19 protein-coding genes are annotated in these 26,095 nt (G+C 32.3%); 14 read left to right on the forward strand and 5 right to left on the reverse strand.

Annotated elements, in window-relative coordinates; genetic code table 11:
• Positions 1–2 precede the first annotated feature (2 nt).
• From B8963_RS05345 to B8963_RS05355, 3 genes are all read left to right on the forward strand, one after another.
• Positions 3–383 carry a TraR/DksA family transcriptional regulator gene (locus B8963_RS05345; protein ID WP_084060733.1) on the forward strand — a complete coding sequence of 127 codons (381 nt, stop codon included), beginning with the start codon at positions 3–5 and terminating at the stop codon, positions 381–383.
• A 138-nt stretch (positions 384–521) separates the two neighbouring features.
• Positions 522–1,100, forward strand: coding sequence for a hypothetical protein (locus tag B8963_RS05350; protein ID WP_084060368.1), 579 nt, complete (start codon positions 522–524; stop codon positions 1,098–1,100).
• A gap of 36 nt (positions 1,101–1,136) precedes the next feature.
• Positions 1,137–1,781 carry a lipoprotein signal peptidase gene (locus B8963_RS05355; protein ID WP_084060369.1) on the forward strand — a complete coding sequence of 215 codons (645 nt, stop codon included), beginning with the start codon at positions 1,137–1,139 and terminating at the stop codon, positions 1,779–1,781.
• Here the strand turns inward: B8963_RS05355 and B8963_RS05360 are convergent.
• Positions 1,778–2,338: a 5-formyltetrahydrofolate cyclo-ligase gene (locus tag B8963_RS05360; RefSeq protein ID WP_084060370.1), complete on the reverse strand. Its 561-nt coding sequence runs from the start codon at positions 2,336–2,338 to the stop codon at positions 1,778–1,780. The genes B8963_RS05355 and B8963_RS05360 overlap by 4 nt on opposite strands.
• A 553-nt stretch (positions 2,339–2,891) precedes the next feature.
• Between B8963_RS05360 and uvrC the strand changes: the two genes are divergently transcribed.
• From uvrC to B8963_RS05405, 9 genes are all read left to right on the forward strand, one after another.
• On the forward strand, positions 2,892–4,679 hold the full coding sequence (gene uvrC / locus B8963_RS05365; RefSeq protein WP_084060371.1) for an excinuclease ABC subunit UvrC: 1,788 nt from the start codon (positions 2,892–2,894) through the stop codon (positions 4,677–4,679).
• An 18-nt stretch (positions 4,680–4,697) separates the two neighbouring features.
• Positions 4,698–6,953 carry a patatin-like phospholipase family protein gene (locus tag B8963_RS05370; protein WP_084060372.1) on the forward strand — a complete coding sequence of 752 codons (2,256 nt, stop codon included), beginning with the start codon at positions 4,698–4,700 and terminating at the stop codon, positions 6,951–6,953.
• Between the two features lie 183 nt (positions 6,954–7,136).
• Positions 7,137–8,300: a 4-hydroxyphenylpyruvate dioxygenase gene (hppD, locus tag B8963_RS05375; protein ID WP_084060373.1), complete on the forward strand. Its 1,164-nt coding sequence runs from the start codon at positions 7,137–7,139 to the stop codon at positions 8,298–8,300.
• A gap of 384 nt (positions 8,301–8,684) precedes the next feature.
• Positions 8,685–9,464: a DUF3108 domain-containing protein gene (locus tag B8963_RS05380; protein ID WP_084060374.1), complete on the forward strand. Its 780-nt coding sequence runs from the start codon at positions 8,685–8,687 to the stop codon at positions 9,462–9,464.
• Positions 9,465–9,599: 135 nt separating this feature from the next.
• A complete protein-coding gene (locus B8963_RS05385) occupies positions 9,600–10,562 on the forward strand; it encodes a tryptophan 2,3-dioxygenase family protein (protein ID WP_084060375.1) in 963 nt (320 codons plus the stop codon).
• A gap of 8 nt (positions 10,563–10,570) precedes the next feature.
• Positions 10,571–11,842: a peptidoglycan DD-metalloendopeptidase family protein gene (locus B8963_RS05390; protein WP_084060376.1), complete on the forward strand. Its 1,272-nt coding sequence runs from the start codon at positions 10,571–10,573 to the stop codon at positions 11,840–11,842.
• Complete coding sequence (gene pgi, locus B8963_RS05395) at positions 11,843–13,477, forward strand: glucose-6-phosphate isomerase (RefSeq protein WP_084060377.1); 1,635 nt, start codon at positions 11,843–11,845, stop codon at positions 13,475–13,477.
• 172 nt (positions 13,478–13,649) lie between these two features.
• Positions 13,650–16,874: a TonB-dependent receptor gene (locus B8963_RS05400; RefSeq protein WP_084060378.1), complete on the forward strand. Its 3,225-nt coding sequence runs from the start codon at positions 13,650–13,652 to the stop codon at positions 16,872–16,874.
• 95 nt (positions 16,875–16,969) lie between these two features.
• Positions 16,970–17,407 (forward strand): hypothetical protein, encoded by a 438-nt coding sequence (locus B8963_RS05405; protein ID WP_084060379.1) that lies wholly within the window; start codon positions 16,970–16,972, stop codon positions 17,405–17,407.
• A 624-nt stretch (positions 17,408–18,031) separates the two neighbouring features.
• Here the strand turns inward: B8963_RS05405 and B8963_RS05415 are convergent.
• Positions 18,032–19,099, reverse strand: coding sequence for an endonuclease/exonuclease/phosphatase family protein (locus tag B8963_RS05415; RefSeq protein ID WP_084060381.1), 1,068 nt, complete (start codon positions 19,097–19,099; stop codon positions 18,032–18,034).
• A gap of 121 nt (positions 19,100–19,220) precedes the next feature.
• Here B8963_RS05415 and B8963_RS05420 point away from each other — a divergent pair, with 121 nt between their 5' ends.
• Both B8963_RS05420 and B8963_RS05425 read left to right on the forward strand, forming a co-directional pair.
• Complete coding sequence (locus B8963_RS05420) at positions 19,221–21,950, forward strand: TonB-dependent receptor (RefSeq protein ID WP_084060382.1); 2,730 nt, start codon at positions 19,221–19,223, stop codon at positions 21,948–21,950.
• A gap of 22 nt (positions 21,951–21,972) precedes the next feature.
• Positions 21,973–23,373, forward strand: a complete 1,401-nt coding sequence (locus B8963_RS05425; protein ID WP_084060383.1) for a DUF5689 domain-containing protein — start codon at positions 21,973–21,975, stop codon at positions 23,371–23,373.
• Here the strand turns inward: B8963_RS05425 and B8963_RS05430 are convergent.
• The 3 genes from B8963_RS05430 to B8963_RS05440 are packed head-to-tail and all read right to left on the reverse strand — an operon-like array spanning position 23,354 to position 26,090.
• Positions 23,354–23,776 (reverse strand): response regulator, encoded by a 423-nt coding sequence (locus B8963_RS05430; protein WP_084060384.1) that lies wholly within the window; start codon positions 23,774–23,776, stop codon positions 23,354–23,356. The genes B8963_RS05425 and B8963_RS05430 overlap by 20 nt on opposite strands.
• A 7-nt stretch (positions 23,777–23,783) precedes the next feature.
• On the reverse strand, positions 23,784–25,622 hold the full coding sequence (locus B8963_RS05435) for a PAS domain-containing sensor histidine kinase (protein ID WP_143312474.1): 1,839 nt from the start codon (positions 25,620–25,622) through the stop codon (positions 23,784–23,786).
• Between the two features lie 60 nt (positions 25,623–25,682).
• Positions 25,683–26,090 (reverse strand): response regulator, encoded by a 408-nt coding sequence (locus B8963_RS05440; RefSeq protein ID WP_084060386.1) that lies wholly within the window; start codon positions 26,088–26,090, stop codon positions 25,683–25,685.
• Positions 26,091–26,095: the final 5 nt, after the last annotated feature.

Here is a 26,095-nt window from a genome sequence, read left to right on the forward strand (position 1 = left end):
CTATGGTTGAAGATTTAAAAGTTAGATATTCTGATAAAGACTTAGCAGAATTTAAAGTTCTTATAGAAGATAAAATAGAAAAAGCAAAGAGTCATTTAGAGCTTTTGAAAAGTTCATACATGAACGATGGTAATAATGGTACCGATGATACTTCGCCTACCTTTAAAGCTTTTGAAGAAGGTTCTGAAACAATGAGCAAAGAGGCAAATACGCAATTGGCTATTCGTCAGGAAAAATTTATTCGCGATTTAAAAAATGCTATGCTACGTATTGAGAACAAAACCTTTGGTATTTGTAGAGTAACAGGTAAGCTTATAAATAAAGAGCGTTTAAAATTAGTACCTCATGCTACACTTAGTATTGAGGCTAAAAACATGCAATAGAAGTTTTAAAAGAACTTTAGTTAAAAACCTGTGATTAATACTAGCCTACTAGGCATACTAATCATAGGTTTTTATTTTTAATCCTGTCATAAAATGATTGCACGTAGCTGTTGTATTATATTTTTCTTGTCAATACAAATGGCAATTGGACAAAAAATAGTTAAAAAAACTATTCTAAATAATATAGATACAGCTATAGATATTAATACAACTAATTGTTATCGGGTAAACATAAATACCTCCAAGACCAATGAGATTTTTGTTGAGGCAACAATGGCAGGAGAATATAGTAATGATTTAGCTTTAAACATTTTTGAAGAAGGCAGCACCCTTTTAATAGATACTAGTTTTAATGCCAATTTTGAATTGCCAAATGATAAACTAGGAGCACATAAAGTAGTTGCCATTGCATTAAACATACAAATTCCAGAGAATTTAAACGTTAACCTTCATGGTACTTCTAGTGCTATAAATGCTTTTGGCAACTATGATAATTTGTCAGTTTCGTCAAATGATGGAAAATGTGTTTTAAAAACATCAGCTAATAAAACTACTGTAAAAACACAAAGTGGTACCATTGAATTGTTTGTTAAATCGGCAAAAATAAAGGCGACATCTAATTATGGAAAAGTTACTTCAGATAAAATTCCAGTAGGTGTTTTTGAATATAATTTGAATACAATTACAGGGGACATCCATATTTATAAAACCAATTAATATAACTATTTTTGCACCACTTATTATGATAATGGCATGAGCTTAAAAAAATCCCTATTACTGGTAGCAATAATTCTTATTGTAGATCAGGTAAGCAAAATATATGTAAAAACACATTTTACAATGAATGAAACCGTTGAGGTTTTTTCTTGGTTTAAGTTTGTTTTTATTGAAAACTCAGGTGCTGCTTGGGGAACAAAACTTAGTGATTTCTTGCCTATTTCTGAAGAAACTGGAAAATTAATTCTTACTGTGTTTAGATTATTTGCCGTAGTGGGTATTGGATATTGGTTGTTTGATACTATTAGAAAAAAACTTCCAAAAACTTTAGCAATAGCTGTTGCATTAATTTTTGCAGGAGCATTGGGGAATATAATAGACTCTGTTTTTTATGGTATGTTATTTAGCGAGAGTGTATATGGTGGCCCTGTAGCCACAATGTTTACAGATCAGCCGTACGGAACCCTTTTTCACGGTAAAGTAGTAGATATGCTGCATTTTCCTTTTATTGAAAATGCCATTTGGCCATCATGGGTGCCTTATTTTGGAGGTAAATCATTCAGTTTTTTTGAGCCCGTTTTTAATATTGCAGATATGGCTATTAGTACAGGAGTAGGTATACTTTTAGTTTTTAACAAAAAAGCCTTTGCCAAAACCGAATCTGAAATAGTAGAAAACTAAAATTTATAGATTGTATTTGGTGTTACGCAATAGTCTAACGCTATGTCAGATTCAAATACATCAGAGATTTCTTCGGAAGCTTCAAAAAAGGATAAGCCTATTTTAATAACGTTAGGCTTACACTTGCTTAAAAAATTATCATAATATCCTTTTCCGTAGCCCACACGATTTCCTTTATTGTCGAAAGCTAATAAAGGAATAAACACTACCTCAATTTTTGTTGGATTTACCTCAATACCATCAACAGGTTCAGGAACATTCCATTTGTTCTTTTTAATTCGTGTAGCATCAGTAAGTAAAAAATGTACTAATTCCTGCTCAGTTTGCATTTTGGAAATAATGATATTTTTGTCCTTACCTTGTAAAATTGAAAGAAGATAGCTGGTGTCAACCTCTTTTTTTTCTTCAATCGATAAAAAAATATGATAATAATCAAAATGCCAAATGGGCAATTTTAATAGCCTATTGGAAATAGCTATACTAAAATTTGAAATATCTGTTATGGAAAGGGATTGTCTTTGCGAGGAAAATTTTAATCTAAGATCTTTTTTAAGCATGTAAAATCTTGATTAAATCTAATAGTAAAAACGAATATAAACTATGAATTACTCTTTTGTAGATACGGCAATGTAAATCTTAAAGAAGAGCATTAAAATTAAATAAGATCCTAATGTGATGATATAATTTTCCATAGTGTATATTAAATTTCTATAACCTAAATGTAAAGAAAAAAATAATACAAACTCCACTAAGTGCATCATTTAATCGATGAAATGCACTTTTTTAGCAAAATTTTATGATTTTGTTAATGCAAAGTCAAAGATCTTGGTTTAAATATATGTTATAAAACATTGTAAATCAAAAAATTAATAAAACTTTTAGAAATTCATTATTTATAAAACTAAGACCCCTGTTTTTGTTAAATTAATATTAAGTGGTTAATGATAGATATAAATAGGCAGCTTTAAATAGTATTTTTATTGTTCGTTAAACTATATTTTAAAATATCTGAATACGTTTAGAAGTTAAAGTGCACTAAATATTATCGCCTTTAGTAAAAACATAGTAATTTAACACTATCTATTTCTATTACGTTTCACTACGAGAATAATGCAAGAACCTTCTTTAAAATTACAATTAAGCACGTTACCGGATGGTCCTGGAGTATATCAATTTTATGATGTAGATGATAAAATATTATATGTAGGTAAGGCCAAGAATTTAAAGAAGAGAGTTACCTCTTATTTCTCTAAAAATCATGATAATGGTAAGACAAGAGTTCTAGTTAAAAAAATAGCTAGTTTAAAACATATTGTAGTGCCAACTGAATCCGATGCATTATTACTCGAAAATAATTTAATTAAAAAATACAAGCCTAGATATAATGTACTTCTTAAAGATGACAAATCTTACCCATGGATTTGTATAAAAAATGAACGTTTTCCAAGAATTTTTCAAACAAGAAGAATTATTAAAGATGGTTCGGAATATTTTGGGCCATATACCAGTGTAAAAACTGTGCGTATACTTTTAGATTTAATAAAAAGTGTTTATCCACTACGTACGTGCAATTATGACCTATCACAGGAAAAGATAGATGCAGGGAAGTATAAAGTGTGTTTGGAGTATCATTTAGGAAACTGTAAAGGTCCCTGTGAGGGCTTTCAAAACTTGGAGGATTACCAAAAACAAATTGAAGATATTCGAGAAATTATAAAAGGTAATTTTAAATCTTCAATTCATTATTTTAAAAATCAAATGAAAGCCTTAGCTCAAGAAATGAGATATGAGGAGGCACAGATAATTAAAGAAAAAGTTGAGGTTTTAGAAAATTATCAGGTAAAGACAACTATAGTTAATCCTAAAATAAATAATGTTGATGTATTCTCCATAATATCAGATGAAGCATTTGCGTATATAAACTTTTTACAACTTTCACACGGTTCTATAATAAGATCGCATACCCTTGAAATAAAGAAGAAATTAGACGAATCCGATTCGGAACTTTTGGAGTTGGCTATTGTAGAAATACGCCAAAGATTCAATTCACATTCCAAGGAAATTTATGTGCCATTTGTGGTTGATGTAGAGACCGATTTAAAAATTACAGTGCCAAAACTAGGAGATAAAAAAAGAATTTTGGAACTATCAGAACGCAATGCTAAATTTTACAGACAAGAGCGATTTAATCAGATAAAAATTATTGATCCTGATCGCCATACTAATAGAATTATGGCGCAGATGAAAAAAGATCTTCGCTTATCCGTAGAACCAAGGCATATAGAATGTTTTGACAATTCCAATATTCAAGGGAGCAACCCAGTTGCGGCTTGTGTGGTTTTTAAAAATGGAAAACCATCTAAGAAAGATTACCGTAAGTTTAATATAAAAACAGTCATTGGTCCAGATGATTTTGCCTCTATGGAAGAGGTGGTGTTCAGAAGATATAAGCGACTTTTGGAAGAAGATGAACCATTACCGCAGCTAATTGTTATAGATGGTGGTAAGGGCCAGTTGTCATCAGCACTAAAAAGTTTAGATGAACTAGGATTACGTGGTAAAATTGCAATTATAGGAATAGCAAAACGATTAGAAGAAATTTATTTTCCAGGTGATTCAATTCCCTTATATTTAGATAAAAAGTCAGAAAGCCTAAAAATTATTCAACAATTACGAAATGAAGCGCATCGTTTTGGAATTACGTTTCATAGAAAACAAAGAAGTAAAGGAGCAATTAATTCAGAATTGCAAAGCATTGACGGTATAGGTGAAAAAACTATGGAAGATTTGTTGAAAAATTTTAAATCTGTAAAAAGAATAAAAGAAGCAACATTAGAGGAGTTAACAACCAAAGTAGGGTTGTCTAAGGCACGAAAAATATATAATACCTTTCATTAATTAGTGTAGATAATAAATATGCATAAAAGTTTCACCTTATTAATCTTTATGTTTTGCTTTTTTATTGGCGCCTCTCAAAATACTGCCAATCAAGAAGAAGTAAAGGTTGGACTTGTTTTAAGTGGAGGTGGAGCAAAAGGCTTTGCGCACATTGGTGCATTAAAAGTAATTGAAGAAGCAGGAGTAAAAATAGATTATATTGGAGGCACAAGTATGGGTGCAATAATAGGAGCCTTATACGCATCAGGGTATACCGCAAATGAACTAGATTCCATATTTAGAAACACAGATTTTACTCAGCTTATTCAAGATAATTTACCGCGTGACGCTAAAACCTTTTACGAGAAAGAAGATTCAGAAAGGTATGCCCTTGCACTACCTTTTAATAAATTCAAAATATCATTCCCGTCGGCCATTTCTAGTGGTCAAAATATTTACAATGAATTGGTTAGATTGTTATATCATGTTCGCGATATAAAAGATTTTAACAAACTTCCTATTCCATTTTTTTGCATAGCAACAAATGTAGAGACTGGTAATGAGGTGGTTTTAAATAGTGGTTATTTACCCGAGGCCATTATGGCGAGTGGTACTTTTCCTTCCTTGTTTGAGCCTTCGGAGATTAATGGTCAAGTGCTTATAGATGGGGGAGTTATTAATAACTATCCGGTAGCAAGAGTGCAAAAAATGGGAGCCAATGTAATTATTGGTGTCGATGTTCAACACGGACTTTCAAAAAGGGAAAATCTTGCTTCAGCAACTGAAATTTTACTGCAAATAAATAATTACAGGACAGTAAAAGATATGGTGGAAAAAGTTAAGCAAACAGATGTTTACATAAAACCAGATATAGCAAAATATTCTGTAATAGACTTTGGGTTTTTAAATGAAATTATAAACACTGGTGAAATTGCCGCAAGAGAAAATTATGTTGCTTTAAAAGAACTTGCGATAAAACAAAAAAAATCGAATTTACCAGCTCGCGTACCTGTAGTTTGTAAAGACACTTTACAGTTAGAAGAATTAATTATTAAAGGGAGTGAAAATTATTCTAGAGGCTATGTAAAGGGTAAATTAAGATTGCCAGCGGATAATGTTGTAACATTTTCAAAAATGCAGCAAGGCATTGGAAACTTGGCTGCAACAGGCAATTTTAAAACAATCAGGTATCAATTAAAATCTAATCAGGATAAGACAGATTTAGTTTTGGATTTAAAAGAAAACCAAAACAAAATGTTTATTAAAATGGGTGTGCATTATGATGATTTACTTAAAAGTGCCGCCATTATCAACTTAACTAACAAAAACATATTATTTGATGATGATGTAAGCTCCTTTGATTTTATTATAGGGGATAATCTAAGGTATAATTTTGAGTATTATATAGATAAAGGATCCTATTGGAGTTTTGGATTCAATTCCAGATTCATTGGTTTTGAGCAGAATATAAATTACCAACTTTTTCAGTCTAATTTTGATGTTCCAAATGATGAAAATATTAATGAAATAAATATTGATATTTCAGATGTTACAAATCAAATATACATGCAAACAGTGGTTAAGGAAGAATTTGCATTTAGTATTGGATTAGAGCATAAATTTTTAAAATATGGAACGCGAACGTTAGGGCAATTATCCGATGTTAATCAGGCCTCCAACTCAAAAAGGGTATTCTTCGAGAAAAGTAATTACTTTAGCACCTATGCTAAACTTACATTAGACACCTATGATGACAAGTTTTTTCCATCTAGGGGATTATATTTTGATGGAGATTTTCATGTATATCTAGCATCATCAGACTACAACGCTAATTTCAAAGAATTTTCCATTGCCCAATCACATATGGGCGCAGCATTTCCATTGTTTAATAAGGTATCTTTAAATATAGAAACGGAAGGAGGTTTTAAATTAGGAACTTCGCCAGTAACCTCATTCGATTTTGTTCTAGGTGGTTTTGGAGCAACAAGAATAAATAATTTTATACCTTTTTATGGATATGATTTTGTTGGTTTGCCTGGGAATAGCTTCGTAAAAGGGCTTATTAAATTAGATTATGAAGTTGCTACTAAAAATCATTTAATTTTTGCAGCTAACTATGCTAATGTAGATGATGATCTTTTTAGAACTGGTGACTGGTTTAAAGAGCCTAGTTTTTCTGGTTATGGAATTGGCTATGGGTTTGAATCCTTTATTGGACCATTGCAAATTATGTATTCATGGTCTCCAGAACGGAGTGATTATAATTTGTTTTTTAGTTTAGGATATTGGTTTTAAAAACTTAATAATAAATCCTGATTTAATCTTAAATTACGATATTTGTATTATGCTACAATTTAGAGTTGATATTACCGCTCATCTTAGAGCAATGTGGTAAAGCTGTTGTAATACCCTTTCATACTTTATGAAAAGGTGATTATTAGGGATTCTTTTTTTTACTAATTAAATTAAATCAACATCATGGCAGCAGAAATAAAAAATCTAAAAGATTTAAAAAATACAGAATATACGCTTAAAAAATTATTTAAAGAAGCGGAAGACTTTCTTCCACTCCTAGGAACCGATTATGTAGAGCTTTATGTAGGTAATGCAAAGCAATCTGCTCATTTTTACAAAACGGCATTTGGTTTTCAATCAGAAGCCTATGCAGGTTTGGAGACTGGTGTAAAAGACCGCGTGTCTTATGTGTTAAAGCAAGACAAAATTAGACTTGTATTAACAACTCCTTTGCAAAAAGACGGAGAAATAAATCGCCATATAAATGAGCACGGCGATGGCGTAAAAGTGGTTGCGCTTTGGGTGGAAGATGCTACAAAAGCATTTGAAGAAACTACAAAAAGAGGTGCCAAACCATACTTAAAGCCTACAAAAGAAGAAGATGAAAATGGTTATGTTGTCCGTTCTGGTATTTATACCTACGGCGAAACAGTGCACATTTTTGTAGAACGTAAAAATTATAACGGAATATTTTTACCAGGATTTAGAAAATGGGAATCTCATTATAACCCTGAACCGGTAGGTTTAAAGTTTATAGATCATATGGTTGGTAATGTTGGTTGGGATGAAATGAATACTTGGTGCAAATTTTATGGAGAGGTAATGGGCTTTGCGCAAATTGTATCTTTTGTTGATGATGATATTGCAACCGAGTATACCGCTCTTATGAGTAAGGTAATGAGTAATGGGAATGGAAGAGTTAAATTCCCAATTAATGAGCCTGCTAAAGGGAAGAAAAAATCACAAATAGAAGAATACTTAGACTTTTATAACGGCCCGGGTGTTCAGCACATGGCTCTTGCTACTGATGATATTGTAGCCACAGTTTCGGCAATGAGAGATCGTGGTGTGGAGTTTTTATATGTTCCTGAGGCATATTATGACGATTTGTTGGAGCGTGTAGGCGATATAGATGAAGATGTTGAGGTGCTAAAAAAGCACGGAATCCTTATTGATAGAGATGAAGAGGGTTATTTATTGCAATTATTTACAAAGACAATAGTTGATAGACCAACACTTTTTATAGAAATTATTCAACGTAAAGGTGCTCAGTCTTTTGGAGTAGGAAATTTTAAAGCACTTTTTGAAGCTATTGAGCGAGAACAAGAGGCTAGAGGAACCTTATAACTTCATGATATCTTAATTATCTTATAAATTCTCGACCTAAATTTATAAATTACTGTTAAGATAATAGTTAAAGTAAGTTAAAACTAATTTTAGAATCAATTCTGTGTTTTAACTTTGTCATCAAATAAGGGGTGGTTCCCTTATTGACTTTAAGTATTGGTTTTTCATAATTAAAGTTTGGTTGGTTATTTAGGGAAAGCCCAGTGGAAACACTGGGCTTTTTTTATATACTTTAATTCAATTATGAAACTTTGGAATAAATTTTGTTTATGTATTTGTAAAGTAAATACTGTCAGATGCAATTTTTGTTATTTTTACAGCGTTTGCTAAATTAAGTAGTTACCGATAATAGACCTATTATTTGTAAAAGCAAAAAAGTAAAAAATGAAGAAATATTTACTATTTATATTTATAATTTGTACAGGGTTAATTCATTCGCAAGAGGAAAAAGCACCTTTCAAAGCTGGTGAATGGCTCAAGTTTAGAATTCACTATGGTATTTTTAATGCCAGTACAGCAACCTTGCACCTTACTAATGATGTTGTCAACGGTAAGAGTGTTTATAGAGTTACAGGTGAGGGTAAAACAACTGGGGCAGCAAGAGTATTCTATAAAGTAGACGATGTATATGAAAGCTATTTCGATAAAGAAGACGGTAGACCATATAAGTTTATTCGTAAAATAGATGAAGGAGGGTATACTAAAGACGTAGAAATAAACTTCGACTACCAAAAAAAGCAAGCCGAGTTAAATGATAAAAAGAATGCGAAAAAGCAAAATTTTACAATAACTAATAAAGTTCAAGATTTAATCTCTGCTTTTTATTACATCAGAAAAAATTATGAATTCAAAGATTTGGTTGAAGGTGAATTTATAAAATTAGATATGCTTTATGATGACGATGGATTGTATCAGTTTAAACTTAAATATTTAGGTAAGGATACTTTAAAGACCAAATATGGTAAAGTAGAATGCTTAAAATTTAGACCATACGTACAATCAGGGCGTGTGTTTAAAGAGGAAGAAAGTTTGTCATTATGGGTTTCTAACGATCAGAATAAAATTCCAATCCGTATTAAAGCCGATATTGCTGTAGGATCAATAAAAGCAGATTTAGACGGTTATAATGGATTAAATAATCAGTTTAAAATTATTATGGACTAAATTTTAGGGGATACTTCACCTTAATTTTTTAAAAATAAAACTTAGTATTAGGAAAAAATTCTATTTTAATTCTTTATTCTATTTTTGTACCAGTTAAATAGCAACAAAATAATAAATTAATTAAAATTTTTTCTTTTGAAAAGTAAAGAAGATATCGATTTACAAATATCAAAGCTTGAAGAAAAGTATAAAAATTCAGGCCAAGATTTAAGCTCATATTTAGACGGTCTTCTTTACCAAAGATATTTGACCTATTGGGATTATATTCATTTAGACACCTTACTGAGTCTTCAAATTCCTAGAACGCATTTTCCTGATGAAGAAATTTTCATCATGTATCATCAAATTACAGAATTGTACTTTAAGCTTATTTTACATGAGCAAAAGCAGCTGGTTGATGATAAAACACAAGAGGTGGCATTTTTTATAGAAAAGGCAAACCGTATCAATAGCTATTACCGTGTGCTCATATCGTCATTTAGTATTATGATTAACGGTATGGAGCGGGAACAATTTTTACAATATAGAATGGCATTATTGCCTGCCAGTGGTTTTCAATCTGCACAGTATAGAATGATTGAACTTTATGCAACTCCTTTAGAAAACTTGGTACACCATACGGAACGTGATACATATTCTTCTGAAACTAAAATAGAAGAACTTTACGAACATATATATTGGAAAAAAGGCGCTACGGATAAGGAAACAGGCGAAAAAACACTTACATTAAAACAGTTCGAATACCGCTACACTCCAAGATTAGTTCGTATTGCTAAACAAGTACAAGGCAAAACCATTTACTCCAAATATTTGCAATTACCCAAAGCAGATAGAGAAAATCCATTATTAATTAATGCATTAAAAGAACTTGATATTAATGCCAATGTTAATTGGCCTTTAATGCATATGGGATCTGCTTATAGGTATTTAGCAAAAGACAAACAAGAAATTGACGCTACTGGCGGTACTAATTGGAAACAATATTTACCCCCAAGTTTTCAAAAAGTAATCTTCTTCCCAGAGATATATTCTAAAGATGAGTTAAATAATTGGGGAAAACAGTGGGTAGACCATATCTTTAACCCAGAAAAAGCTTAAAATTAAGAATGGGAAAGTATTTTTATGTTGTTTTATGTTGTCTTATTTTAGGCGCATGCGGAAATAAAGAAAAGTCTAACCAAGACCTTGAAAAGGTAGAAGTTATACAAAAACCAGTTATTGTAGAGGCATACGGCTTTAATTTAGAAGATTTTGTGGTGTTAAAAGACACTGTGCGAGCCGGAGATAGTTTTGGGGAATTAATGACAAGAAACAAGGTAGATTACCAAAAAATATTTAAAATATCTACAGAATTTAAAGACACATTTGATGTTCGTAAAATTGTAGTTGGTAAGCCATATGCTATTTTAAAGTCTAAGGACACCTCTGAAATTGCTCAATTTTTTATTTACGAGAATGATAAAATAAATTATACAGTAGTAGATTTACGAGATTCTGTTGCTGCTTATACTAGAAAAAAGAGGGTAAAATTTGTAGAAAGAACGGCTTCTGGAGTTATAAACTCTAACCTTTCTGTAGCTATTGATGAACAAGGAATAGATTATATGGTAACAAATAATTTATCTGAAATATATGCTTGGTCTATTGACTTTTTTAGGCTTCAAAAAGGAGATAAATTTAAGGTAATTTATAAAGAAAAATATATAAACGATACTATTTATGCAGGTGCCGAACCAATTGAGGCTGCCTTTTTTGAGCATAATGGCGAAACTTTTTATGCATTTTCATTTCAAACAGATTCGCTTAATAATATCTCAGAGTATTACGATCAAAATGCTAAAAATCTGCGACGTGCATTTTTAAAAGCTCCAGTGGAGTTTAGTAGAATATCTTCACGCTACAACTTAAACAGACGAATTGCTTATTACGGTTATAAAGTAAGGCCTCATAAAGGTACAGATTATGCCGCGCCAATTGGCACTCCAATTTTGGCAACAGCTAACGGTACAGTAATAGAATCTACAAGAAAAGGTGGTAATGGTAAATATGTAAAAATTCAACATAATAGTACCTATAGCACTCAATACTTGCATATGAAAAATCAGAATGTGAAAAAGGGTCAGCATGTACGTCAGGGAGATGTCATTGGGTGGATAGGCATGACAGGTAATACTGGAGGCCCACATGTTTGTTATCGTTTTTGGAAAAATGGAGAGCAAGTAGATCCATTAAAAGAGAAGCTACCAGTTTCAGAACCAATTGCGGATTCTTTAAAAACAAAATATTTAGAATTTATAAATCCAATCAAGAAAAAATTGGATAGCATTCCTTACCAGCAAGTGAAATTAGAAGAAGATCAACTAATAACAATAAATTAAATGTCATTAAATAGCATCAATCCAACCACAACAAAATCTTGGAAAAAATTAGAGGAACATTTTAAAGTTTCAAAAAACCAAGATATAAAGGCATATTTTGATCAAGATAAAAATCGTGCTACTAATTTTGGGATTACATGGAATGATTTTTTTGTAGATTATTCTAAAAATAGAATTTCTCAAGAAACTATGAATTTACTTTTGGAGCTGGCAAAAGAAGTGTATTTGAAAGATGCAATACAGAAATATTTTGATGGAGATTTAATTAATGAAACAGAGGGTAGGGCTGTACTACATACTGCTTTGAGAGCTAAAAAGTCCGATTCTGTTTTAGTTGATGGTGTTAATGTTATACCAGAAGTATACGAAGTAAAGGAAAAGATAAAACTATTTACGGAAGCTGTAATATCCGGAACCAAAAAAGGGTACACAGGTAAAAAATTCACCGATGTTGTAAATATTGGCATTGGAGGCTCAGATTTAGGACCTGCAATGGTTGTTGAGGCACTAAAGTTTTATGGAAACCATTTAAAAATGCATTTTGTTAGTAATGTAGATGGAGATCATGTTTACGAAACTTTAAAACACTTAGATCCAGAAACCACATTATTTGTTGTGGTTTCAAAAACATTTACAACGCAAGAAACATTAAGCAATGCCACAACTATTAAAAAGTGGTTTTTAAAGCACGCAACACAAAAAGATGTTGCTAGTCATTTTGCAGCAGTGTCTACAAACACAGAAAAAATTGCAGAATTTGGTATAGCTGCCGAGAATGTTTTCCCTATGTGGGATTGGGTAGGTGGTCGTTTTTCTTTATGGAGCGCTGTTGGCTTGTCAATCGCTTTAGCTGTTGGTTTCGATAATTTTGATCAGCTACTAAAAGGAGCTAACGAAATGGATCTGCATTTTAAGAATGAAGATTTTGAAAATAATATTCCTGTAACCTTAGCATTATTGAGTATATGGTATAATAATTTCTATGGAGCAGAAACAGAGGCTATTATTCCTTACACGCAATATTTAAGTCGTTTTTCTGCCTATCTACAACAAGGTATAATGGAGAGTAATGGTAAAAGTGTGGATAGAAACGGGGAACCAGTTAACTATGAAACGGGTACAATAATTTGGGGAGAGCCAGGCACCAATTCGCAACATGCTTTTTTTCAATTAATTCATCAAGGAACCAAAGTAATCCCTACTGATTTTATTGGATTTAAAACATCTTTATATGGGGATAATGACCATCATAATAAGTTAATGGCTAACTTTTTTGCGCAAACTGAGGCTTTAATGAATGGTAAGACTTCAGTAGAAGCTAAAAATGAACTTTCTGGTAAAATGACGCCTGAGGAAGTTGAGAAACTTGTTCCATTTAAAGTGTTTAAGGGCAATAATCCAACGAACACTTTGCTAATAGATAAGTTAACTCCTAAAAGTTTAGGTGCGCTAATAGCATTGTATGAGCATAAAATATTTGTTCAAGGAGTAGTTTGGAATATTTTTAGTTATGATCAATGGGGAGTAGAATTAGGAAAGCAATTGGCTACAACTATTTTAAAAGATATTGAGAATTCTGAAATTGCTAATCATGACTCGTCTACGTTAAATCTTTTACATTCTTTTAAGAAATAAACAATTATATTCTCAATTCTTAATAAAATCTAATAACTTCTTGTTTTTCAGGTATTACAATGGTGATTTTATGTTAATTTTGGCAAGACTAATTTAACGTTTTGTTAATGTTTAAGTGGTTTTAAAAAGTCACTTTTGCAGCAAAATAAAAACTAAAATAACATTTAGAAAAATGAGAAAAATGTACTTCGCAATTTTTGCGTTTCTTACGACAGCAATTGCTTTTTCACAAGGGGTTACAACTTCTGCAATTGGAGGTCAAGTAACAGATGAAACAGGAGAACCCTTACCTGGTGCTAGTGTAGTAGCTATACATACTCCGTCGGGTACAACGTATGGTGCTGCAGCTGATTTTGATGGCTACTATAGAATTTCAAACATGAGAACTGGTGGGCCATATAAATTAACTATTTCTTATGTTGGTTATGTAGAATATAGTGACGACAAACTATTTCTGCAGTTAGGTGATGCACAAAGAGTTAGTGTTAAGCTTAGTGAGGCAACCAATGCTCTTGATGAAATAGTAGTAGTTGGTCAATCAAATGGCGTTTTTGATTCTGGAAAAACTGGAGCAGGTACTAATGTTTCTCAAAAACAAGTAAGTACATTGCCAACAATTTCTAGAAATATTGCTGATTTCGCAAGATTAACACCACAGGCGCAAGTAACTGGTGACGATGTTATTTCTATTGCAGGGCAGAATAATCGTTACAATGCAATTTATATCGATGGTGCTGTTAATAATGATGTTTTTGGTCTTGCTGGAAACGGAACAAATGGAGGTCAAACAGGTGTTAGTCCTATTTCATTAGACGCTATCGAATCATTTCAAATTAACGTAGCGCCTTTTGATGTTAGGCAATCTGGATTTGCTGGAGGTAGTATTAATGCTATTACCAAGTCAGGTACAAATAAAGTAGAAGGTTCTGCTTATGGGTTTTATAGAAATCAAGATTTAGCTGGGAAAACTCCAGTAGGTCTTGCAGGAACTAATGAGAGAACGAAACTAGCGGAATTTTCTTCACAAACATTTGGTGTGCGTGTTGGTGGTCCAATAGTTAATGATAAATTATTCTATTTTGTGAACTATGAAAGACAAGATAATGAAACACCACAACCTTTTGACATATCTACTTATAGAGGAAGTGTTACTGCTGCGCAATTAACTCAACTTTCAGATTTTTTAAACACTAACTATGGTTATGATGCTGGTGGATATGAGAATAATACCTCCACTCTAAAAAGTGATAAATTAATTGCTAAGATTGACTGGAATATTAATGATAATAATAAATTATCATTAAAGCATAGTTATGTAAAGGCAATACAATTTAATGCGTCTGGTTCAAATCAGGGAGCGATTAACTTTTTGAACGGTGCAATAAATTTTGAATCCGTTACAAATTCTACCGCCTTAGAATTTAGCTCTAAGATTGGTTCTAACATGTCAAACAACTTAGTGGTTGGTTATACAACTGTAAATGATGATCGTGGTGTTGCTGGAAATCCTTTTCCAAGTGTTCAGATTTTTGATTCTTCTGGGGCTTCTATATTTTTTGGTTCAGAACCATTTTCAACAGCCAATTTATTAGAGCAAAAAGTTCTTACAATTGCTGATAATTTTGAAATTTATTCAGGAAGACACACAATAACTATTGGTACGAATAATGAATTCTCGTCTGCTTATAATGTGTTTTTTGGGAATAACTTTGGAGCCTACAGATATAATAATTTAAACGATTTCTTAACTGGTGCTCCTGGAAATAGATATAGATACGGCTATTCTTTATTAGGAGGTACTGGCGATAATTCTCAAGGTGCTGCCGATTTTGATTTATTTCAATTTGGCCTTTATATCCAAGATCAAGTTAACGTTACAGATAATTTTAAATTTACTATGGGTGCTCGTATTGATGTTCCTTATTGGGCTGATGGTTTAGTAAATGATGATTTTAATACAAGAACTGTTGCTTTACTAGAAGCTAATGGTAAAAATTTACAAGGTGCGCGAGTAGGTCAAGGTATTGATGCTACTGTACACTTTTCTCCTAGAGTTGGATTTAATTGGGATGTTAAGGGTAATCGTTCCACACAAATTCGTGGTGGATTGGGAGTATTTACTTCAAGATTACCTCTAGTATGGCCAGGTGGTGCTTACAATAATAATGGTGTAACTGCCGGTTCTTTACAATTAACTGGCTCAGCTGTTCCAGTATTTAACCCAGATGTAAATAATCAGTTTGCAGATCCTGTTCCAGGAACTGGTGCTTTAGGAGGGGATATTAATATCTTTGCAAAAGATTTTAAATTACCTCAAGTATTTAAAACCAATATTGCCATTGATCAAAAATTACCTGGTGGAGTGGTATTCTCTGCTGATTTTATTTGGAATGATAACATCACAGCAGTTACTTATGAAAATCTTAATTTGCCTAATACTCCAAGTTTTATAACTACAGGAGCAGGATCTAGACCAAATTATGGCTTTGGACAATTGGACAGAACATATGGTGCTGTTTACTTGGGTTCAAACACAGGTGAAGGTAGTTCATATAATGTTAGTGGAACTTTAAGCAAAAATTTCTATTCTTCTAAGGTTGATGTATCTACACAAGCGACATATTCTTATGGAGATTCAGACGTATTGTTAGATGGTACTTCTTCTCAAAATAGCTCTCAATGGAGAAATTTAGAAACTGTTAATGGTTCTAACAGACCAGTTTTATCGAGATCAGATTTTTCACCTGGGCATAGAATCATTGCTAATTCAACTATTGAATTCAAATGGTCAGATAACTTGCGTACACGTTTAGGCTTATTTTATGAAGGAGCAGAAGGTTCCCCTTTTAGTTATGTATATAACGGTAGTGGATTGTTATCTGATACAGGTTCATTCTCTGCTTTAGCTTACGTTCCTGCAAATGAGGCAGAAGCACAGTTAGATTTCTTTAGAAATAGAGGAGTAATTATCCCAGATACTCCAACTCCAGCTGAGCAATGGGCTTCATTAAATGCTTTTATTGAAAGTGATGAATATCTAAGCAGTAGAAGAGGGCAATTTGCAGAAAGAAATGCAAGTCGTTCTGATTGGTCACATATAATTGATTTAAAATTTGCACAGGAATTTCGTTTTAATGTAGGAAATAGTTTAAATAAAATAGAGTTAACTGCTGATATTTTTAACTTTACAAATCTTTTAAATAAAGAATGGGGAGTTAGAACTTTCACAAACTTCGGTCAAGTTCAATTGTTAAACCACACAGGTTTTCAAGCTGATGGAACTACTCCAACATTTACTTATAATGCAAGTGCACCAGATACTCAAAATATTATCGATGATTCTGGTTTAAACTCATCAAGATGGCAAATGCAAGTTGGTCTTAGATATAGTTTCTAATTCTAACTGTTAATTATTTAAAACCCTGCTAAATGCAGGGTTTTTTTATGGTTAAATTTTACTAAATTTAAACCCAACAAAATAAAATCAAAATCATGTACGAAATCATTTATAACCTACATTCATTTTTTGCTTACATAGTTTTAGCTGTACTCATCCTTGCTGTTATTAATGCTATTACAGGATTAATGGGTAAAAGAATGTTTACTTTAGAAAAAGACTTTAGAGTTAGTCTTTTCGCATTAATCGTATCACATTTGCAATTAGTAATTGGCATAGTGCTCTATTTTGTTTCCCCTAAGGGTTTTGGAGCAATACAAGAATTTGGAATGGGCGGATTAACCTCGGCTGCTAGATTATTGGCCGTAGAACATCCTTTTATAAATATAATCGCTATTGTATTAATTACCATAGGTTGGTCTAAGCACAAAAAGTTAATGGAGGCAGACCGTAAATTTAAAACAATTGCAATTTTCTACGGACTGGGTCTTGTATTATTTTTAAGTCGTCTTCCTTGGGGGCAATGGATATAAGCCCCCTCTCACTCCCCCATAAGGGGAGAACTCATTATTTTATCGGAAAAATATTACAGTTACTTGAAAAATATATTCATATTAAATACAAGCTATATGTAAGTTCCCCTCCAAAGGAGGGGCTAGAGGAAGACTTGAAACGAAATCTTTATATAATTGTAAAAATATTTTAAACGCCTATTTCCGATTGACTTATGAGGTTGTAAAATTTTTAATTTAACTACTTTACTATTGATATTTTATAACTATTATTTTCTAAGTCTTCTACTTCGTAGGTAACACCATTATATTTTACTTTTAAAATTTTATAAAAAGTACCACTACAACTTACATCTTCAACTTACATCTTCTTTGCATAAATCTATTGAAAGCATTTCAGTTCCTTGATCGTTCAAGAATATTGACCAAATGTTATCTTTGTCTTCCGAGCCGTAATTAGTTAAAGAAATAAGATTTTTATAAGTGTCTGGAATAAAGCTCTCATCTGTATAAATGCAGGGCAGTCTTTTAAAACCATCTCGTTCTACACATATGATGTTGACATCGTAGGGATTATTTTCAATTAAGTTGTTGCCTGAACTATCTACCAGTTCAATTAATAAAGTTTGCTGTATAATTCCTTTTTTATTCCCCTCCTTTGGAGGGGCTAGGGGAGGCCTTAATTAAATATAGAAACACTGGAAAATGATCGCTATAGCCTCCAATATAACTTCCACCTGCATAAGTGCGTAAAGGATACCCTTTATATTTGCCTGAAGGATCTAATAAGTACGATGGAGTAAAAACTGCAGCTTTCCAAAAAGTATACTGTTCTTTATTTTTGGATATAAGATTTGATGTAAAAAATAGTTGATCAAATAAATTCCATTTATCCCGATAGGCTAATGAGCCAATTCCTTTTTTAAAAAGTCGTTCCATAGGATTGTAAAGATCAGTCGGTTCTAGATTTTTTGTCTTCCCCTTTGTTTTTAATATCTTTTTTAAACTATCACTGGTTGGATCATCATTTAAATCGCCCATACTTATTATTTTGGCAGCAACGTCTATTTTATTAATAGAATCTATAATACGTTTATTTAGTTTAGCGGCTTCAATTCTATTGGGTTTACTTCGAGCTTCACCACCGCTTCGCGAAGGCCAATGGTTTACTATAAAGTAAAATTGTTCGTTATCTAGAAAACCTCCTACAACTAACTGATCTCGCGTATAATCTCGAAAACCTTCGCTATTAGAAAGTAATAGTCTGTGGCTTTTAAATGAATTTGGAATGAAGGCATGTTTTTTATAAAGTAGTGCCACATCTATACCTCGTTCGTCTGGGGAATCAAAATGAATTACTCCGTAGTTTTTATCTTCTAAGTTTTTATGATGTAGTAAATCTTCGATAACCTGCTGGTTTTCTACTTCGCATAAACCAATAATATCAGGTGATGCCTTACGTTTTTCAGCACCTATTTCCAACAAGACTTTAGATATGGTTTCAATCTTTTTCTGGTAGCGTTCCAATGTCCAATTATCTTTTCCTTCTGGAGTCCTGTCATCGTCATAGGTTAAAGTGTCATTATGCGTATCAAACAGATTTTCAACATTATAGAAAGCTACTGTTCGTATTTGGTACGTTTTTTTATTAGAATTTTGGGCAAATATAACTACTGGTGAAATGGCGAAAAAGAGGGCAATAAAAATTCTCATAAATTGAAGCTTTCTTGTAATGTGCTGATTAAAAATACATTAAATTATACAGATAATTCTTTAATACTCGTAACAATATACTTATATTAAACATCGAAAAACTAACCATTTTCTTTTTTTAATGTTTAAATTCCTATTATTTTTCTTCCTTTTTTTAGGAAGTAATATAAGTTTTGCCCAAGATATACGATCTATTACTGGTGAAATTCGCGATACCTCTTCTAAAATGCCAATCGCTAAAGTAACTCTAGAAATTGAAGGAACCACTTACATTTGTTTTACTAATGCTAATGGTGAATTTCTGTTGCAAACGCCTTTAATTGCCGATTACATTTTAAATATTTCTTTTACCGATTATCGGATTAAAAGAATACCAATTTCAATTTCTGGTCAAGATATTTCTCTTGGAGTAATTTATTTAGAAAAAGATTTTGCCTTAGAATTAAATGATAATTTAATCTCGTTAACAGATACCGAATTATTAGAGGATGAAATAGACACCAACCCAACGGGACTTTTGCAAGCTACTAAAGATGTTTTTCTGCAAAGAGCAGCATTCGATTTTGGACAAGCTTTTTTTAGAGTTAAAGGATACGATTCGCAATATGGAAAAGTTTTGATAAACGGTATTGAAATGAATAAGATGTTTGATGGAAGACCACAATGGAATAACTGGGGAGGACTTAATGATGTAACAAGAAATCAAGATTTTACAAGTGGATTGGATGCCTCAGAGTATAGTTATGGAGGTATATTAGGAGTAACAAATATAAACACAAAGCCATCTGGGATGCGACCAGGTACACGGTTGTCTACATCAGCATCAAACAGAACATATGCTGGGAGATTAATGGCAACGCATACATCAAAATTAAATAATAAAGGTTTTGCCTATAGTGTTTCTGGCTCCCGCAGATGGGCAAAGGAAGGCTATATGGATGGAATTTTGTATGATGCATTTTCTGTGTTTGGAGCATTGGAATATCAATTTAATACTAAAAGCACATTACTTTTTACTGGAATGTTAGCTTCAAACAGACGTGGACGATCATCAGCAATTACAGAAGAAGTTTTTAATTTAATTGGGAATAGATACAATCCGTATTGGGGCGAACAAGATGGTAAAATTCGTAATTCTCGTGAGCGTAAAATTGCAGAACCTATTGTAATGCTCAATTATTTTTGGGAAAACAATGGAGTGAAAATAAATGCCGGAATTTCATATCAATCCGGAATAAATTCAAGAAGTAGGTTGGGCTACTATAATGCGCCAAATCCTGATCCAACCTATTATAGATATTTACCTAGTTTCTACATTAACAGCCCTATTGGAGCTAATTTTTTAAGTGCAAATACGGCTAAAGACGGCTTTTTAAATAATCCACAAATAAACTGGAACCAAATTTATAATGCTAATCGAGATAATATTGCAGCATATGTTTTGTATGATGACGTTACAAAAGATAATCAGATTGCCGCAAATGTATTGTTTAACGCAAAAATCAATAATGCTATAAGGTTAGATGCTGGAGTAAATTTTCAGAATTTAATGTCTAATAATTATGCAGAGATTAATGATTTATTAGGGGCAACATATCATGAAGACTTAGATACATTTTCAAATACTTTGAACGATGTTAATGGTTCTAGAGAAAAGTTAGAAGGTGATGTGTTTAATTATAATTACACTATTAATGGCCAAAAATCAGCAATCTTTTCACAGCTAGTATATGAAGAGAACAAATGGAATGCTTTTTTATCAGGATCGTATTCCACAACTAACTATTCTAGAAACGGAGCCTTTTTAAATGAACGTTTTTTAGATGATTCCTATGGTGAGAGTATTCCAATTCGCTTTAATGATGTTGGATTAAAAGGCGGAATAAACTATAAAATAAATGGTAGAAATTGGATTGCCGTAAATACATCATTACAGCACAAACCACCAACAGTTCAAAATATATTTATTAATCCAAGAGAGAACAATCAAATAGTCTCTAATAGTAAATCGGAAAAAGTAACAGCGACTGAGATTTCGTATTATTTGCGCTATCCAAAATTAACAGGTAGAGTTTCTACTTTTTATACCCGTTTTCAAGATGTAACCGATATTAATTTCTTTTTTGTTGATGCAGGTATAGGTTCGGATTTTGTTCAAGAAGTCTTAACAGATCTAGACAAACTGCATTTAGGTGCTGAAATAGGTTTAGAGTATCAGCTTTCTTCTAGTGTACAACTCTCTGCTGTAGCCAACATTGGCAAATACGTTTATGCAAGTAATCCTAATGTGGTTATAAACTTTGATACTGCTGGCGCTGAAGATGATTTAATAAATTTAGAAGGTAATGTGGATCTCGGTGCTTCGTATATTAAAGATTATAAACTTGCTCAAGGACCACAAAAAGCATTTGCATTCGGTATTAATTATAGAGATCCAAAGTACTGGTGGGTTGGGCTAACAGCAAATTATTTAGCTAATAATTATACTAATATAGCTACAATAACAAGAACAAATAGTTTTTATATTGACCCCGAAACTGGCCTACAGTTTCCAGACGCAACAACAGAAAATGTTGCCCAATTACTACAACAAAAACCATTGGATAATTTTTATTTATTAAATGTAGTTGGAGGGAAATCTTGGTTAAAAACAGGAAAATATATAAGTGTTTTTATTAGTGTAAATAATGTTTTTGATACGGTTTTTAAGTCAGGGGGTTACGAACAAAGTAGAAATGGAAATTACGGTCAATTAAAACAAGACAATTTGAGTGGAACCCCAACTTTTGCGCCAAAATACTGGTATGGTTACGGAAGAACTTACTTTTTAAATTTGGCAATTAGCTTTTAAAGTACAGCATATGCGATTAATTATGATTAAAAAATTATGGGCTACAGTAGTTTGCATTGCAAGATCAGGAATCATAAGACATGGTTTAGTTGTACTATTTAGTGTTCTTTTATTTTCTTGTATTAAGAATCGCAAATTCGATGCGCTGGATATAACTTGTAATGAGGCCTTAGTTGCAAATATTTCGTATCAAGAAGTGAAAAATTTATATACCGACCAGACGATCCAAATTCAAGAAGATTTTATAATTGAAGGTTATGTTATTTCTTCGGATAAGGCAGGAAACTTTTTTAGTGTATTGCATTTTCAAGATAAACTAATGAATGCTTCAGAGGGTTTTCAAATTGAGATTGATTTGCGCGACAGCCATTTGTTTTATCCTGTAGGCTCTAAAATTGCAATAAAATTAAAAGGATTGTATTTAGGGCAAAGCAAGGGTATTTATAAAATAGGTGGAGTGTTTAGCTCATTTGGGAATTTATCTGTAGGCAGATTACCAGCGTCAATAGTGCAAGAGCATCTGTTTTTATTATGCGATCCAATTGGCACTATTAATGCTCCAATGATAACATTACAAGAGCCTTTAGATAATTTTTTAAATACGCTTGTGCAATTTAATAACATGGAGTTTATTGAAGAGGAACTAGGCGAAACTTATGCGGTAAGTGCCGAGGCTACCTTAAGGATATTAAAAGATTGTGAAGATAAAACATTAGGCTTGCAAAATAGTGGTTATTCAGATTTTCAGAATGAAACTCTTCCAGAGGGGAATGGTTCCATTACTGGAATATTGCAAAAAGAGAATGACGATTATTTTTTACTCATTAGAGATTTAGAGGATATTATTTTTGAAAATGAACGCTGCCCACCTTTTGTAGATGAATTTACTTCCACAAATATATTGATATCAGAAATTGCGGATCCTAATAACAATTTAGGAGCTCGTTTTATAGAATTATACAATTCAAGCACGGAGTCGTTTAGTTTAAAAGGATGGAGTTTAAGAAGGTATACGAATGCGAATACCACTATAGGTTCTATAATTGACTTAACCGGACATGTTATTGCTGCGGAAAGTACTTTTGTTATTTCACCGAATGCTTCCGAATTTGAAATAGTCTATGGTTTTGCGCCAGACCTATCCGTTGGCACAGGTAGTGCGGCCGATTCTAATGGTGATGATAATATAGAATTGGTAGATCCTTTCGGTGTAGTGATAGATGTTTTTGGTATTGTTGGCGAAGATGGCACAGGAACTAATCATGAATTTGAAGATGGTAGAGTGGTACGAAATGCGTCAATAACACAATCAAATGCTATTTATAGCTTTTCAGAATGGCAAATTTATAATGATAGTGGAGCTGCGGGGACAATAAATTTGCCTCAGAATGCACCAGAAGATTTTAATCCTTCAATTCGTTAATAGGGTTGTTATTTATAATCTTATTCAAATCTGCCGGCGTTAATGGCTTAACAATATAATCTTCTACAATAGGATAAGATTTTATCAAATCTATTTCTAAAGGATTTATCGATGAGCTCATAACAATAATCTTTATTTTATTTTTACTTGTAATTGGTGCAGCCTGGTAGCTAGCCAAAAATTCCCAACCATTCATAACTGGCATGGTTAAATCTAGAAATATTATTTCGGGTAATTGCTCCCCTTTATTTTCAATATCTAATAAATCTTCAATAGCTAGTTTTCCGTTTTCAAAAACGACGAGATCTTCACAGAATTTTTGTTCAAGTATTAATTTTCGCGAAATGAAGACAAATATTGGATCATCATCAATAAAGTAAACCTTTTTATAATTGGAAATCATAGCGTAATTAGTTCAAAAGAAATAGTATTTTAAAGCTTGTACCGGAATTGACTTTACTTTGAACGGTGATACTTCCACCCATAGCTTCAATCTGATTTTTTGTAATATACAAACCTACACCTCTTGCATCTTTGTTTCGATGAAAAGTTTTGTGCATCCCAAAAATAGTAGCGCCATATTTTTCAAGATCTATGCCTTTGCCATTATCCGTAAAAGTAAGTTCTAAAAACTCATCTACAATGGTAGTGGTTATTACAATTTTAGGATCGCGCGATGGTGAAGAATATTTTAAACTATTGGTAAATAAGTTCAGAATAATGCTATCTAAATAGGCAGGAACAACTTTTACATTGTGTTCAGTTGCTACATTTATGGTACAGGTAGCGTTTTTTTCTTGAAACAAAGTTCCAATATTGTTTTTAACAGTATGAATAACCTTTAATACATTTACTTTGGTTAATTCATCACGAATATCCTTACTGTTAGATTGTACAACTTCATTAAGATTATAGACCGTACTGTTAAGGCTCTCTGTGGCACTTTTTAGCATCTCAAGAATTTGTATTTTCTGATCTTCATCTTTTTCATCTTTTAAAAGAGAAGTAAGTACCGATAAATTTGTGGAGTGCGCCCGTAAATCATGTGAAACCATATGTGCAAAATTGGTTAGGCTATTATTTTGTTTGCCAGTAATTTCGGCAAATTCTTTTAATTTTTTTTCTGCAAGTTTTTCATTGGTAACATCTTGAGTAATTCCAACACCTTTATATTCTGCGCTTTTAGGATCTGTTATGACGGTAACTGTAGATTTTAAGATTCTAACCTGATTATTGGGTAGTAACACACGGTATTCTACTGTTCCAGACCCCAATCCGCCACCGTTGTAATATTTTTGGACTGCCTTTTGGATTTCAATAAAATCATCAGGATGTATTGCGTTTTTCCAATTTCTATATAGGCTTCCAGTAAAGTTGTCTTTAGGTACGCCGTGTAAAGAAAAAGTAATGTCATCCCAAACAGTTTTTCCTGTATCAAGATAATATTCCCAAGTTCCTACTTTTGAGGCTGTAACTGCCTTTTTTAATTTTTCAGCCGATTCAGTGTATGCTAATTGTTGACGCTTATACTTGTCAATATCTTGGCAAATTCCAAAAATACGCACGCATTTACCATCAATAAATTCAGCATGGCCTTTTGTGCGAATCCAGATTTCTTTACCCGTTCCTGTTACCATTATAACTTCTTCATCCCAAGGTGTTCCGTATTTAATGGCTTCATTACTAGCCGCTATTATTTTGTTTCTATACTCCCCTTCTTTAAAATGTACAAAACATTCGTCATAAGTTTGTGGCACATAATCCAAAGGCATTTCATGGATAATGTTAACCATTTTGGTCCACTGAGTTTTATAGGTTAGCAAATCTACTTGCCATCCACCAGTTCGTGAAACCTCTTGAGCTTTCTCAACAAGTTCCTGCAGCTGTTTTTTTGCTGTTATATTTTCAAGATTAATGACTAATCCACCAATACTGCCATTTTCATTTTTCCATGGATTAATATTCCATTTTAGCCAAATTTTTTGATTTTCACATTTTTTAAACTCTTGTCCTTCATTTTGACATGAATTACCCATTAGGCAATTATTCAGAATGTCTTTAAACTGAAAGGGAATATGTGAAAGGGCGTCAAAAAAATTGACAGAAATTATCTCACCCTGCGTTATGTTATGTTCTATTAACCAGCGTTTGGAGTAAGCGATAAAATTAAGTTGAGTGTCAGTAACTGCGACAGGAGTAGGGAGCTCTTTTATTAAAGCATCATTTATTTGTAAGTGTTGCAGATTCAATTTAGCTAATAGTTTTAATGGATAACTAAATATAAACAAAAACTTTAATAGATTAATTGTTTATTGGGTAGAAAGTTCAGCAATAACTTTATGTAAATCTAGTTTTGTAACAGGCTTAATAAAATAATTACTAACCGCGCTTATTTCTTTAGCCTTAATTATATCTCTTGAATCTACAGATGAACTTAGAATATAAATGTGAACATAGTCCCTATTAACATTGGGTATTTTCACAAAATCTTCTAGAAAATCCCAACCATCCATAATAGGCATATTTATATCTAAAAAAACAATAGAAGGTAACTTTTCTCCTTGATTTAGGAGTGTTTTAAACCCGTTGATGGCTTCTAATCCGTTGGTATAAGCAATAATGTTTTTGCTAAAATCGGCTTCTTTTAAAGTTCTTTTTAATCCAAACACGCATATTGGATCATCATCAATTATACAAGTGTTATCTACAAAACTCATATATT

Source organism: Cellulophaga tyrosinoxydans (assembly GCF_900176415.1).
Classification (GTDB): Bacteria; Bacteroidota; Bacteroidia; order Flavobacteriales; family Flavobacteriaceae; genus Cellulophaga; species Cellulophaga tyrosinoxydans.

Coding starts and splice junctions, on each gene's coding strand:
- B8963_RS05370 (WP_084060372.1), top strand. CDS start 4,698: ATGCATAAAAGTTTCACCTTATTAATCTTTATGTTTTGCTTTTTTATT.
- B8963_RS05360 (WP_084060370.1), bottom strand. CDS start 2,338: ATGCTTAAAAAAGATCTTAGATTAAAATTTTCCTCGCAAAGACAATCC.
- B8963_RS05350 (WP_084060368.1), top strand. CDS start 522: ATGGCAATTGGACAAAAAATAGTTAAAAAAACTATTCTAAATAATATA.
- uvrC (WP_084060371.1), top strand. CDS start 2,892: ATGCAAGAACCTTCTTTAAAATTACAATTAAGCACGTTACCGGATGGT.
- B8963_RS05415 (WP_084060381.1), bottom strand. CDS start 19,099: ATGAGAATTTTTATTGCCCTCTTTTTCGCCATTTCACCAGTAGTTATA.
- B8963_RS05390 (WP_084060376.1), top strand. CDS start 10,571: ATGGGAAAGTATTTTTATGTTGTTTTATGTTGTCTTATTTTAGGCGCA.
- hppD (WP_084060373.1), top strand. CDS start 7,137: ATGGCAGCAGAAATAAAAAATCTAAAAGATTTAAAAAATACAGAATAT.
- B8963_RS05380 (WP_084060374.1), top strand. CDS start 8,685: ATGAAGAAATATTTACTATTTATATTTATAATTTGTACAGGGTTAATT.
- B8963_RS05345 (WP_084060733.1), top strand. CDS start 3: ATGGTTGAAGATTTAAAAGTTAGATATTCTGATAAAGACTTAGCAGAA.
- B8963_RS05430 (WP_084060384.1), bottom strand. CDS start 23,776: ATGATTTCCAATTATAAAAAGGTTTACTTTATTGATGATGATCCAATA.
- B8963_RS05400 (WP_084060378.1), top strand. CDS start 13,650: ATGAGAAAAATGTACTTCGCAATTTTTGCGTTTCTTACGACAGCAATT.
- B8963_RS05425 (WP_084060383.1), top strand. CDS start 21,973: ATGATTAAAAAATTATGGGCTACAGTAGTTTGCATTGCAAGATCAGGA.
- B8963_RS05405 (WP_084060379.1), top strand. CDS start 16,970: ATGTACGAAATCATTTATAACCTACATTCATTTTTTGCTTACATAGTT.
- B8963_RS05440 (WP_084060386.1), bottom strand. CDS start 26,090: ATGAGTTTTGTAGATAACACTTGTATAATTGATGATGATCCAATATGC.
- B8963_RS05355 (WP_084060369.1), top strand. CDS start 1,137: ATGAGCTTAAAAAAATCCCTATTACTGGTAGCAATAATTCTTATTGTA.
- pgi (WP_084060377.1), top strand. CDS start 11,843: ATGTCATTAAATAGCATCAATCCAACCACAACAAAATCTTGGAAAAAA.
- B8963_RS05420 (WP_084060382.1), top strand. CDS start 19,221: ATGTTTAAATTCCTATTATTTTTCTTCCTTTTTTTAGGAAGTAATATA.